The organism is Methylobacterium sp. M6A4_1b (genome assembly GCF_053345175.1).
Genome location: NZ_JBKEZQ010000003.1, coordinates 42071 through 55337, shown reverse-complemented (window position 1 = coordinate 55337; position 13267 = coordinate 42071). Strand labels below are relative to the sequence as shown.

The following is a 13267-nucleotide window of genomic DNA, read 5'->3' as shown; positions in this document are numbered from 1 at the left end:
AGATTCGTCATGAGCTCCGCCGTCCCGACCTGAATCGAGTAGGCATCGCCCTGGCGCAGAAGATTCAGGCGGGCGGAACTACCAGGGATGGCGCTGGTGTCGCAGAGGACCCAGGGAGTTGAGGACATCGACGGTGGGTTCCCTCTCCACGGCTCCGTTCGGCCGCAAGTGCCACCGCCTCATCCGAAACGCCGCGCAGGTCAACCGGAATGGGACCGTATCCGGTGGCTTGAGCTAGGATCTCACACTGCACGAAGTCCGTTGATGCGAGGACCAAGCGATAGCATGCGCATTCCTGGAGATCAGGCACGGGCCGAGGATGGTTGGATGTCAGGCAGGCGACCCTTTTCCACGATCCCGATGTCCGCTGGAGCGCCGTCCCGCCCCCTTCGTGCGCTTCAGGACGTCCACCCGGACAGCTCGATCTACGGGGCCACCCCAGCCGACCGGCATCTTACCGGCAATCGCGTGCAACATCCGGGCTCTGCAGCAGCGGCGGACGAGCAAGGGACGAGCCGCGCGGATTTCTTCACCGAGACCATCAGCCGATTCAGCGACAGTAGGCCATTCGTGTCCTGCATATCGGGCTTCTCGTCGAGCACGACGCCACGAGGCTGGTCCCATGGTCTCCGGCGATCGCCGCTGATCTCGACATCGCCATGAACGCGGACGCCGAGATTTGCGAACTCGCCCCGGACACCTCTCCCAACGTCATCCTCGATCCCTGCAAAGGGACGGACAAGGCACGGTCCTGAGGCATTGTTCGCTGAGAAGCCTCACGGAATGGCGGCGTTCAGACCAGCGCCCCGGATTGCGCCGGTGCGGCAGCCCGCGCAGCATCCGTGCCGGGATTGGGTGCCTCCACGGCGTCGCGTTTGCCGGCGGCGGAACCAGCGCGCCGCTCGAGTGTGACCACGGTGCGGAAGGCGAGGGTGATTCCGACGAGGCCGAAGAGGACGGAACCGAAGCCGACCCCGGCAACGACGCCCTTCGGTCCGTAGACATGGGCGCCGATCAGGGCCGGCGGCACGGTGCCGAGGGTAGCGCGCCCCCAGTTCAGGGCAGTGGAGTAGAACGGGAAGCCGAGGTTGTTGAACGAGGCGTTGGCCAGGAACAGAAGCCCGGTGAAGAACCAGACGCCTCCGCTGACCATACAGAAGAACCCGAACAGGTCCGCCGCGACGCCTTCGAGGGCGAAGAGACGGGTGAGGGGACCGGCTCCCAGGATCAGCGCGACCCAGACGACGAGCACGTAGGCAGCGGTCACCAAAGTGCCGTCGCGCAAGACGCCACGCATCCGGTCGAAGCGGGCCGCGCCCCAGTTCTGGCCGAGGATCGGTCCGATCGAGCCCGACATGGCGAAGAGGCCGCCGAAGGCCACGGGGGTGAGGCGGTCGACCACCACGTTGCCGGCCACCGCCACGGCACCGAACTGTGCCAACGCATGAGCGATGAACGCACTTGCCACCGAAGGCGCGAGGTTCGTCAGCACCGCCGGCAGGGCGATCCGCATGACGATAGGCGCGTCGGCGATGACGTCGGTCAGCTTCGGGCGAGCGAGCAGGCGATGCTGGCGCACGCCCCAGAGGCCGATGACCGCGAAGGTGGCCCGGGCAAAGCAGGTTGTGATAGCCGCTCCGTCGACACCGAGGCCGGCGCCGAAGATCAGCAGTGGATCGAGACCGGCGGTGACGATGGCGCCGCCAAGGGTGACGTACATGGCCTGACGGGCGGCCCCCACCGCGCGCAGCAAGCCGGAGAACATCATCCCCGGTCCCATCAGCAGGTTGGAGGGCAGGGTGATCCAGAGGAAGCGGATCGCCACCGGTAGGGTCTCGGCATCGGCGCCGATCCAACCGAGGAAGGTGGGCAGAAACGGGAGCATCGCCAAAACGAGGACACCGGAGACGACGATGCCCTGAATGGTGCCCGAGGTAGCGAGGCGCCGTGCGCCTTCTGCGTTTCCGACCCCGATCGCCCGCGAGACCAGGGCTCCGGCCGCGATCATCAGGCCGATATTGATGGCAATGGCAAAGAACTGGACGATGGTGGCAAGGCCCACTGCCGCTGTCAGCGTCGGATTGCCGAGCTTGGAGACGTAGAGCAGGGACAAAAAGTCGACGACGAAGATCGCCATCAGCCCGACCGAGCCTGTGGCGCTCATCGTCACCACGTGTCGCAGGATCGAGCCCTCGACGAACCGCGCCGGACCGGATGTCGCCTCAGGCATCCGTGCGGGCTTCCTGGTGCTCGTCGTTCTGCGCGTCCTGAGGCTCCAATGTCCGGGTGGCCGCCTCTCTTCGCTGAAATCCGATGATGTCGCGGGTCTCGGCGTTGAGAGCGCGCGAGGGCCTCTTCGGCTCTGTCAACGGCTCCGGCTTGATCTCGTTGAGGCCACGCGCCCAGGTCATTGCGTCCGGCAGTGCTCCCGCCTGCTGAAGCACGAGCCGGGCGACGTCGCGCTTGCGTACGTCCTCGGCGGTGGCGGCGGCCGCCTCGACGCTGAGGCCGAGGCCTTCCAGGGTGGCGCGCCCGAAGGCGAGGGCGGATTCCACCGTCTCGCGCAGCTGGAAATCGACGTCCCGGTTCATGAGTTCGACAGCGTGCATCCGGTCATAGGCTCGCACATAGGTGCGCACACTCGCGAATTCCTCGTGCACGATATCGACGATCTTGAGCGCGGCCTCGGAGTCGTCGACACAGACGCAGACGAGTTCGGCCCGCCCAATCCCGGCGGCGCGCAGCACGTCGAGGCGGGTGCCGTCACCATAAAAGATACGAAACCCGAAGCGCGCGGCGCTGCGGATCTGCTCGACGTCCTTGTCGATCACCGTGACGTTGATACCCTCGGCGAGCAGCACCTGCGTGAGAATCTGGCCAAAGCGACCAAAGCCGATGACCAGGACGCGGGCCTCGGTGCTTTCGATGGCTTCCGGCATCGCTTCGGGGCCTTCGGGGCGCCTGGCGAGCACGGCATCCAGGGTCTTCGCCGCCACCGGACCGACCAGCATGGTCAGCGCCGCGAGCGCCACCGCAAAGCGGGTGCTGGCCGGATCGACGAGGCCGAGTTCTCCACCTGCCGGCAGGAGCACGAAGGCGAATTCGCCCGCCGGCGCCAGGATGGCGCCGCCCCGCACCGCGTCGAGCCAGGGTGAGCCGAACAGGCGAAACAGGCCGGCCACGAGGGCAACCTTCAGCAGGATCGCGCCGGCCGTTGCCCCGAGTAGAGTCGGCCATTCGGCTTTGAGCAGGCCGCCGTCGATCGACATGCCCACGCTCATGAAGAATAGACCGAGCAGCATACCGCGGAACGGCTCGATATCGGCTTCGAGCTGGTGGCGGAAATTGGATTCGGCCAGCAATACGCCGGCCAGGAACGCGCCCATCGCCATCGACAGGCCGACATGCTCCATCAGCATCGCAGTGCCGAGCACCACGAGGAGAGCAGCCGCCGTCATGACCTCGCGGGCGCCGCTGGCCGCCAGCAGACCGAAGAAGGGGTTGAGGCCGTAGCGCCCGACCAGCACCACAGCCAGGATCGCCGCGCCCACTGTACCAGTGGATTGCAGGGCCGAGAGGAGCCAGCCGTCGCCACCGCCGGTGCCGGACGAAGCGACCAGGGGCATCAGCGCCAGGATGGCGACGACGGAGATATCCTGAAACAGCAGCACCGCGAAGGCCCGCCCGCCGTAGGGTGTCCCCATGTCACCGCGTTCCTCCAGTAACTGAAGGGCGACGGCGGTGGCCGAGAGCGCAAGCGCGATGCCGATGACGAGGCTCGCCGAGGGCTTAGCGCCCATGAGGATGCCGACCCCCGCCAGGACCGCCGAACAGACGATCAATTGGGCGGTGCCGAGCCCGAAAATATCCCTCCGCATCGAGACGAGTCGGGAGATCTGCAGTTCGAGACCGACGATGAAGAGCAGCAGTACAACGCCGAGTTCGGCGACGCTCGCGGCCGTTTCGGGCTCCGCGATCAGCGAAAAACCGAATGGCCCGATCACCACGCCGGCCACGAGGTAACCAAGAACGGCACTCTGACCGATGAGGCGGAAGATCGGCACGCCGATCACCGCCGCAGACAGGAACGTCAGCACGGGGGGAAGGAAGCTGACGTGGGTCGCGGCGCTTGCCATGAGAATCCGAGGTTGGATGGGAATCCAAGGCGGCGATGGCCGAATCCGTTCGGAGCGATCGACGCGTGCCGGCAGTCCGTCTTAACGAGCGGGAGACCAGCCGTCACGCCCGGGAAGACGGGCCGCCTCCCGCAAACGGTCCGGCAAGCCTCCCGCGGTGCGAATCGGCACCTTTCCGGATTTCGTCTCAGATCCGCCGTGGAGGCCAGTGACCGCGGGGAACCCGGCGACCGGCTCGGCGCTCGTCTCGGCGACCCACCAGGAAGCTCGAAGCATCGCCTTCCAAAAGTAACATCTCGGAATCCAGCACGTCTTGACGGACGAGACCGATGTCCCGGAGTTCGCGGTCCGACATCACCGACAATTGCCGCACGACCCGGCGATTGATTGCGGCACGCGACATCCCGGCGGCGGCGACCCCCGCCCCACGCATCAGCCACGATCTAATTAATGCCAGGGTGGACGAGGTCCTGCCATGGGTGACGGATGCAACGGGCTGAGTGGTGAGGCCGTCCATGGTGTGCGTGCTTTCCTGATCCGCGTGCAGATACCGGGACCATGCGGGAAGGCGACTGGCCGAGACAGGGACAATCCAGTACGATACGACTGAATTGTCCGGTACGAGGAGCAGGACAGATGAAGGCCCCACCCGTGTCCGCGTCCACCTTGGTTGAGACTGTCGCGGCGGCGATCACGGAGCGGATCGCGAGCCGCCAGCTGATACCGGGCGCTCGCCTGCCGTCAGTCCGCGCCTTCGCGGCGGCGATGGGCGTGTCGAAATCGACGGTGGTGGACGCCTATGATCGATTGGGTGCGGAGGGCGCCATCGTGGCGCGACGGGGCTCGGGTTTCTACGTGGCGGGCAAGACGCGTCCGCTTTGCCTCAAAACGGTGGGCCCCCAACTCGACCGCGCAGTGGACCCACTCTGGATCACGCGGCAGTCGATGCAGGCCGGCCCGGACCTTGTGATGCCTGGCTCCGGCTGGCTGCCGCCCGCCTGGATGCCCGACGACGCGATCCGACGCGGCCTGCGCCAGCTCGCACGCGGCTCCGAGACGAACCTCGTCTCACACGACCAGCCCCTCGGCTTCCCGCCGCTGCGCGCGCAGATCGCCCGTCGGCTCGCGGAGAAGGGGGTCGAGGCCAGGGCCGATCAGGTCGTTCTGGTCGACTCCGCGACGCAGGCCCTCGACCTGCTCTGCCGGTTCCTTCTCGAACCGGGCGACACCGTTCTGGTGGATGACCCCTGTTACTTCAACTACCACGGACTGCTTCGCGCACAGCGCGCTCGGATCGTCGGCGTGCCGATGACGCCGAACGGCCCGGACCTCAATGCCCTCGCGACGCTGCTCGCCGAGCATCGGCCGCGCTTCTACGTCATCAACTCCGCGCTCCAGAACCCGACAGGGTCGACACTGGCACCGGCGATCGCGCACCGCATCCTGAAGCTCGCTGAAGCGCATGACACACTGATCATCGAGGACGACATCTTCGGCGATTTTGAAGGTGAGCCCTCCCCGCGGCTCGCTGGCTTTGACGGGCTGGAGCGCGTGATTCAGATCGGCAGCTTCTCCAAGACCCTCTCGGCAGCCATTCGCTGCGGGTACATCGCGCTGCGCGAGGATTGGGTGGAGCCCCTCATCGACCTCAAGCTCGCCATGAGCCTGGGCAACAGCCATCTGTCCGCGAGCCTCATGCACGGCCTTCTGACCGACGGAACCTACCGTCGGCACCTCTCGGAAGTCCGAGAAAAACTGGGTCGAGCGATGGCGCCGGCCCTACGCCGGCTGGAGGGATGCGGACTCAGTGCCTGGCTGGAGCCGTCCGGTGGGTTCTTCCTCTGGATGCGCCTTCCCGTCGGCGCAGATTCGGCGGACATCGCCCGACATGCCCTCGCGCGCGGGCTCGTCCTCGCCCCGGGGGGGGCTTTCAGCCCATCATCGGTCGGCAACAGCTTCCTACGGTTCAACGTGGCGCAATGTGCCGACCCGCGCATGATCCCCATGCTGGAGGCCTCCCTTGCCGACTGCGCGGCGGCCACGTCCACGCGAGCGGCCTGAGGCCGATTTTCAAGGGACTTTCCGGGTCCTGCGCGCCACGCGGACCCGCTTTCATCGGACCGTGGGTGCCCGCGCAGGAGTTTTCCGCTATGACAGGTTGACAGGGGCGTCCCCGCCTCGCCACATCCCGGCTATCATGAGCGACGCGAATCTGACGACTTCCCCCGCCCCCGGCGATGCGGTCAAGCCGCCCCTGGAGATCCTGCTCTGCGCACCGCGCGGGTTCTGCGCCGGCGTCGTGCGGGCGATCGATGTGGTCGAGCGTGCACTCGCCATCTATGGACCCCCGGTCTACGTTCGGCATGAGATCGTCCACAACAAGTACGTGGTCGAGAGCCTGAAGCGGAAGGGCGCAGTGTTCGTGCGCGAGCTCGACGAGGTTCCGGACGGCTCCGCCCCGGTGATCTTCTCGGCCCACGGCGTCGCCAAAACCGTGCCGCACAACGCGGATTCCCGTGGTCTCACCACCATCGACGCCACCTGCCCGCTGGTGACCAAAGTCCACCGCGAGGCTGAGATCCATCATAAGCGCGGCCGCCATGTGCTGCTCGTCGGCCATTCCGGACATCCCGAGGTGGTCGGAACCATGGGTCAGTTGCCCAAGGGCTCTATCACCCTGGTCGAGGATCTGGAGCAGATCGCCGCCCTGGAGCCGGAGAACCGCGACAACCTCGCCTGGGTGACGCAGACGACCCTGTCGGTGGACGACACGCACCACATTGTCGAAGCTCTGAAGAAGAAGTTCCCGACCATCACCGGTCCACACAAGGACGACATCTGTTACGCCACCACCAACCGTCAGGAAGCGGTGAAGCAGGTGGCGCCGCTCGTTGATGCGGTCATCGTGGTCGGCTCGTCGAATTCCTCGAACTCGCAGCGCCTGCGCGAGGTCGCCGAGCGCGTCGGTTGCCCGATCACCCGTTTGGTGCTCCGTGCCGAGGAGATCGATTGGCCCGCCTTCGAGGGTATCCGCAAGCTCGGTCTCACGGCTGGCGCGTCCGCTCCGGAAGTGCTGGTGGAAGAAATCATCGATGCCTTCGCGGCTCGCTACACTGTGACGGTGGATACGGTCTCGACGGTGGTCGAGGACATGTCCTTTCCGCTGCCGCGCGAACTGCGCAGCGAGGCCGCCGAATAGGCGTCCGGCCCTCAGGAATTCCATCGTCAGCAGAGGCGCCGTTCGGCGCCTCTGTCCATTTCGTCCCCGGAAATTCAAGCGAACGTGACGTGGCTGTCTATACCGAGGTCTCCGACGCGGCGCTGACCGCCTTCCTGTCCGCCTACGACATCGGCACGCTGCTTTCCTACAAAGGCATCGCCGAAGGTGTTGAGAACACCAACTTCTACCTCCACACGACGGGCGGCTCGTTCATCCTCACGCTCTACGAGAAGCGGGTCCGGGCCGACGATCTGCCGTTCTTCCTCAACCTGATGGATCACCTCGCCGCGCGAGGACTCGCTTGCCCGCAGCCGATCCGTGACCGCGCGGGCGAGGCGCTCAGAGAGCTCTGCGGGCGGCCCGCAGTGATCGTCACCTTCCTCGACGGTGTCTCGGTGAAGAGGCCCGGCCTGGATCATTGCCGTGCACTGGGCCGCGCCCTTGCCGGCCTGCACGCCGCGGGCGCCGATTTCAGCATGCAACGGGCCAACAATCTGTCCGTGGGCGCCTGGGAACCACTGTTCCGCCTCGCGGAACCCCAGGCGGACACCGTATCACCCGGCCTCACCGACCGAGTCCTCGCCGATCTCACCGTCCTGCAGGACGATTGGCCGACAGGCCTGCCATCCGGCGTGATCCACGCCGACCTCTTTACAGACAACGTGTTCTTCATCGGCGATGAGTTGTCGGGCCTGATCGACTTCTATTTCGCCTGTACCGACGCGTTCGCGTACGACTTGGCGATCTGCCTCAACGCTTGGTGTTTCGAGGCCAACGGCACATTCGACCGAAATATGGGGGCGGCCCTGATCGCCGGCTACGAGGCGGTGCGCCCTCTCGTTCCGGCAGAGGTCGCGGCACTGCCCATCCTATGCCGGGGGGCGGCCCTGCGCTTCATGCTGACCCGGCTCGTCGACTGGCTCAACGTGCCCGCCGGCGCCCTAGTCCAGCCGAAAGACCCGCTGGAGTACGACCGCCGGCTGACATTCCATCGCAGTGCGACCGATGCTCAGAACTATGGCTGGACCCACTCGAACCAGCGTTCCTAACGAGTTCCGCTGATCGCTCGGCAATCCCTCCCGGCGAACCTTCCGGTATCCGGGATGGTGCGGCCGAATGCCGACGGATGTAAAACATCCGTCGGCGAATGGTCAGATGACCTTGAGGAGCGCTTCAGCGCCGGACAGCTCCGTCTTGGCCGGAGAATCCTCTACATTGAGAACGCGCACGACACCGTCCTCGACGAGCATGGCATAGCGCTTCGAACGGGTGCCTAGTCCGAAGCCGGCGCCATCCATATCGAGGCCGATCGCCTTGGCGAACTCGGCATTGCCGTCGGCGAGGAACTCGAGCGGCTCAGCGCCGCTCGCCTTCTGCCACGCGTCGAGCACGAACACGTCGTTGACCGAGGTGACCGCGATGGCGTCGACGCCCCGCGCTTTGATCTCGGCCTGCTTCTCGACAAAGCCAGGCAAGTGGTTGCGATGACAGCTCGGCGTGAACGCGCCGGGCACGCCGACGAGAACGACGCGGCGGCCCTTGAACAGGTCGTCGGTGGTCTTGGCTTCCGGACCGTCCGTTCCACTCACGCGGAACGTGACCTGGGGGAGGTGGTCGCCAACCTGAATGGTCATCCGTCGTCTCCTTGAGATCGCCGGGGCATCCGCAGCAGCGGCGCCTCGGTCCTTGCCACATCGTTGCACTCGGCCGGCACGACGTTCCGACACACGGAAAACCGTCTAGCTCGCAGGAGTTAGCCTGTCGAGGTTCGATCGCCGCGATGCAATGGATATCGATCCGATGGCGTGCCATGCTCTGGACAACGCGGCCTGCCCGCGTAGCATGGTTGGATGCAGCGTTCTCAGGCCCGTGCGGGTGACCCCGCCTATCTAGACGGTCAGTTTCTCGTAGCGATGCCGGGCATGGCGGATTCGCGCTTCGCCCGGTCGGTGATCTATCTGTGCGCGCACTCCGCCGACGGGGCGATGGGGATCATCCTCAACAAGGCCGTCTCCGACCTGAACATGCCCGATCTGCTGATCCAGCTCGATATCGCGAGCGAGACCGACGCGATCCGGCTACGCGAGCGCGTCGGTCACATGCCGGTGCTGATGGGCGGACCGGTGGACGCAAAGCGCGGCTTCGTCCTCCACACCGACGACTTCCACATCGACCAATCCACGTTGATCATCGACGATGGGATCTGCCTCACGGCGACGGTGGACATCCTCCGGGCGATCGCGGCGGGAGACGGTCCAGCCAGCGCGGTCCTGGCTCTTGGCTATGCCGGCTGGCAGGCTGGACAGCTTGAGAACGAGATCCTGGCCAACGGCTGGCTGGTCTGTCCAGCCGACCCCGACATGATCTTCCACACCGCCCTCGACGCGAAGTACGATCGCACACTGCGCAACAACGGTATCGACTTGGCGATGCTCTCGGTCAGCGCCGGCCACAGCTGAGCATTGATGGCTATTGATCAGCAAGGGGGGCGCCACCCGAATCCGGGTTCATGCCTTCGACCGGCGGCTTGCGTCGCAGGCGGGGCGGAGCCGCCGAGGCGCTCGGTGCCGCGGTGCTTGTGTTCACGCCGAGGCGGGTGGCGAGAGCGAGGGCCCGGGCCTCGGTGAAGCGCAGATTGCAGAACCCGTGCGCGCCCTCACGGGCATAGGTTCGGCACATCTGCTCGCGATCAGAGGAGAAGGCCGCCTGCTCGGTTACGACGGGGCGGAGTTCCGGACCGCGCAGGCGCTGGCTCATCAGCTTGTAGTTTTCCCGCACCGCACGGTCGGCGCCGCCGCGTGCGGCCTCGAACTCACCGGCTCGTGGAATGAGCGTCGCAGCCGCCGGCCCCCAAAGGCCGGTCGGTGTCGTCGCACAATCGGCTGCCGCGAAGGTGCAGACGGGACTGGAGAGCGACTTCACCAGAACGGCACCGTCGAGTACGTCGAGCCTCAGGGGGCATTCGCCACCCGAAACCTCGAACCGGCCCAAACCTTCGGGTCGCCCTTCCGAAGAGAGAGCCAGCGGCGAGCCGGCGTTCAGCGGCACCTTGCAGGTCTCCACCGGCTGTGAAATCTTGTTGCCCGGTAGTACGATGCGGGCCGTGGCCCCAGTACCCGCGCGTTCCACCTTCAGGCTGCCGCTCAACCCGTTGAGCAACAGTTCTTGCCCCATCACGTTGTCCTCGGACGGAGCCCTCAGGACGACGGGCTGGCGCGGAACCGGCGGCGCCCTAGGCACCTCGACAGAGGAGGGCGGGGCGCCGTCACCCGGCACGCCCGGCACCGGCGCCGGCGGAGCGGTAGGGACACCACGCGGGGGCACCGGCGGCCTCGCCGCCCGCCCGATCCCGAACAATTCCTCGAAGAACGATTGCGCACAGGCCGGATGCGGAATGGCTGCCAGCACCGGCAGGAGAAGGAGTACGCGGGTCAGACGCATCGAAACTTTCGGGCCTATTTCCGTGGAAGCGACGGGATGCGCAGCCAAGCACGCTCACACACCACTTACCATGTGCGAACCAACCTGCCATGACGGCGACGATGGTTATCATCGTTCATGGTGCAGGTGAGCGAAGCCGGTACCATAGGCGCGCAGATGGCCTCCGAGATGTCAGCGGGTCGCCCCGAAGTCCAGGGCGATGAGGGGGATAACGCAGAACGAACGGTTCGGACGCACCTCGTCGCGGTGCGTCGCCTTGCGGCGTCGCGACACCCTTCTTATATCGGCCGAGACGCGGGATTAAGACCCGGCTCTGCACCATTCCGGGGTGCGAACCGGTGCTCAAACCCGTTCTCACACAATCAGTTTTGCACAGCCATGGGCCGAGCTGCTTCGGGGCTCGGCGGTCTGCTTGACCAAACGACAACAGAGGGATCCCACCATGGGTAAGGTAATCGGTATCGACCTCGGCACCACCAATTCCTGCGTGGCCGTCATGGAAGGCACGCAGCCCAAGGTCGTCGAGAATTCGGAAGGCGCGCGCACCACGCCGTCCATCGTCGCGTTCACCGACGAGGGCGAGCGTCTCGTCGGTCAGCCGGCCAAGCGCCAGGCGGTCACGAACCCCGAGCGTACCTTCTTCGCGATCAAGCGTCTCGTGGGTCGCACCTACGACGATCCGATGACGCAGAAGGACAAGGGCCTCGTCCCCTACAAGATCGTCCGTGGTGACAACGGCGACGCCTGGGTCGAGGCAGACGGCAAAAAATACTCCCCCTCGCAGATCTCCGCCTTCACTCTGCAGAAGATGAAGGAAACGGCAGAGGCGCATCTCGGCCAGCCTGTGACCCAGGCGGTCATCACGGTACCTGCCTATTTCAACGATGCTCAGCGCCAAGCCACCAAGGATGCCGGCAAGATCGCCGGCCTCGAGGTGCTGCGCATCATCAACGAGCCGACTGCGGCCGCGCTCGCCTATGGCCTCGACAAGAAGAAGGCCGGCACCATCGCGGTCTACGACCTCGGCGGCGGCACCTTCGACGTCTCGATCCTCGAGATCGGCGACGGCGTGTTCGAGGTGAAGTCCACCAATGGCGATACCTTCCTCGGCGGTGAAGATTTCGACAACCGCGTGGTCGAATATCTGACGAGCGAGTTCAAGCGTGAGCAGGGTATCGACCTGACAAAGGATAAGCTCGCCCTCCAGCGTCTCAAGGAGGCCGCTGAGAAGGCTAAGATCGAGCTGTCCTCGGCGACGCAGACGGAAATCAACTTGCCTTACATCACGGCCGATGCCACGGGCCCGAAGCACCTCGCGCTCAAGCTGAGCCGCGCGAAATTCGAGTCCCTCGTAGACGACTTGGTCCAGCGCACGATCGAGCCTTGCCGCAAGGCGCTCAAGGACGCCGGAGTCTCGGCCTCCGAGATCGACGAAGTGGTTCTGGTCGGCGGCATGATCCGCATGCCGAAGATCCAAGAAGTCGTAAAGTCGTTCTTCGGCAAGGAGCCCCATAAGGGCGTCAACCCGGATGAGGTCGTTGCCATCGGCGCGGCGGTCCAGGCCGGCGTGCTTCAGGGCGACGTCAAGGACGTTCTGCTCCTCGACGTGACCCCGCTGTCGCTGGGCATCGAGACGCTCGGCGGCGTGTTCACGCGGCTCATCGACCGCAACACCACGATCCCGACGAAGAAGTCGCAGACCTTCTCGACGGCCGAGGACAACCAGAACGCGGTCACCATCCGGGTCTTCCAGGGTGAGCGCGAGATGGCAGCCGACAACAAGATGCTCGGCCAGTTCGACCTGATGGGCATCCCGCCGGCCCCGCGCGGCATGCCGCAGATCGAGGTGACCTTCGACATCGACGCCAACGGCATCGTCAACGTGACGGCCAAGGACAAGGCGACGAACAAGGAGCACCAGATCCGCATCCAGGCCTCTGGCGGCCTGTCGGATGCCGACATTGAGCGGATGGTCAAGGACGCCGAGGCGAATGCCGAGGCGGACAAGAAGCGCCGCGAACTCGTCGAGGTGAAGAACCAGGGCGAAAGCCTGATCCACGCCACCGAGAAGTCGGTCAAGGAGTACGGCGACAAGGTCTCCGCCGACGACAAGGGCGCCATCGAAACCGCGATCACGGCGCTCCGCACCGCTCTTGACGGAGACGACGTGGAGGTGATCAAGGCACGCACAACCGACGTGATGCAGGCCTCGATGAAGCTCGGCGAGGCAATGTACGCCGCCAATCAGGCTGGTGAGGCAGGCGCCGAAGCCAGCGCTGGTGAGGCGAAGAAGGACGATGTCATCGACGCCGACTTCCAGGAAGTCGATGACAAGGATCAGAAAAAGCGGGCATAACGCCTGCATCTGAAGACGGGGCCGGAGCAATCTGGCCCCGTGCCATGTCCGGCTTGCACCAGGGGCGGAGCCGAGCGGGTATCGAGAGCACCGTATATGACGAGGACGGCGTGA

General features: G+C 65.5%; 10 protein-coding genes. 5 read left to right on the top strand and 5 right to left on the bottom strand.

All coding sequences use genetic code 11. From position 1 onward, the window contains the following. Nucleotides 1–793: 793 nt before the first annotated feature. The 3 genes from ACLBWX_RS04220 to ACLBWX_RS04210 form a co-directional block, all read right to left on the bottom strand. Entirely contained in the window at nt 794–2230 is a 1437-nt protein-coding gene (locus ACLBWX_RS04220) for an MATE family efflux transporter (protein ID WP_447675829.1), read from the bottom strand. Continuing rightward, nucleotides 2223–4136 carry a monovalent cation:proton antiporter-2 (CPA2) family protein gene (locus tag ACLBWX_RS04215; RefSeq protein WP_447675828.1) on the bottom strand — a complete coding sequence of 638 codons (1914 nt, stop codon included), beginning with the start codon at nt 4134–4136 and terminating at the stop codon, nt 2223–2225. Before ACLBWX_RS04215 ends, ACLBWX_RS04220 begins: the two co-directional genes overlap by 8 nt. Nucleotides 4137–4323: 187 nt before the next feature. Then, nucleotides 4324–4653, bottom strand: coding sequence for a DUF1127 domain-containing protein (locus ACLBWX_RS04210; RefSeq protein ID WP_447675827.1), 330 nt, complete (start codon nt 4651–4653; stop codon nt 4324–4326). 119 nt (nt 4654–4772) lie between these two features. On the opposite strand from ACLBWX_RS04210, the gene ACLBWX_RS04205 reads away from it, so the two are divergent. From ACLBWX_RS04205 to thrB, 3 genes are all read left to right on the top strand, one after another. Continuing rightward, a complete protein-coding gene (locus tag ACLBWX_RS04205) occupies nt 4773–6197 on the top strand; it encodes an aminotransferase-like domain-containing protein (RefSeq protein WP_447675826.1) in 1425 nt (474 codons plus the stop codon). Between the two features lie 136 nt (nt 6198–6333). Beyond that, nucleotides 6334–7335, top strand: coding sequence for a 4-hydroxy-3-methylbut-2-enyl diphosphate reductase (ispH, locus tag ACLBWX_RS04200; protein ID WP_447676056.1), 1002 nt, complete (start codon nt 6334–6336; stop codon nt 7333–7335). 89 nt (nt 7336–7424) lie between these two features. Continuing rightward, entirely contained in the window at nt 7425–8405 is a 981-nt protein-coding gene (thrB, locus tag ACLBWX_RS04195) for a homoserine kinase (protein ID WP_447675825.1), read from the top strand. A 102-nt stretch (nt 8406–8507) separates the two neighbouring features. Here the strand turns inward: thrB and ACLBWX_RS04190 are convergent, their stop codons facing one another. After that, complete coding sequence (locus tag ACLBWX_RS04190; RefSeq protein ID WP_447675824.1) at nt 8508–8990, bottom strand: redoxin family protein; 483 nt, start codon at nt 8988–8990, stop codon at nt 8508–8510. 216 nt (nt 8991–9206) lie between these two features. Between ACLBWX_RS04190 and ACLBWX_RS04185 the strand changes: the two genes are divergently transcribed. Beyond that, nucleotides 9207–9815 carry a YqgE/AlgH family protein gene (locus tag ACLBWX_RS04185; protein WP_447675823.1) on the top strand — a complete coding sequence of 203 codons (609 nt, stop codon included), beginning with the start codon at nt 9207–9209 and terminating at the stop codon, nt 9813–9815. A gap of 10 nt (nt 9816–9825) precedes the next feature. Here the strand turns inward: ACLBWX_RS04185 and ACLBWX_RS04180 are convergent, their stop codons facing one another. Next, the gene (locus ACLBWX_RS04180; protein ID WP_447675822.1) at nt 9826–10797 is read right to left on the bottom strand and encodes a hypothetical protein; all 972 of its coding nucleotides are present in this window, start codon (nt 10795–10797) and stop codon (nt 9826–9828) included. Between the two features lie 442 nt (nt 10798–11239). Between ACLBWX_RS04180 and dnaK the strand changes: the two genes are divergently transcribed. Then, nucleotides 11240–13153, top strand: coding sequence for a molecular chaperone DnaK (gene dnaK, locus ACLBWX_RS04175; RefSeq protein ID WP_447676055.1), 1914 nt, complete (start codon nt 11240–11242; stop codon nt 13151–13153). Nucleotides 13154–13267: the final 114 nt, after the last annotated feature.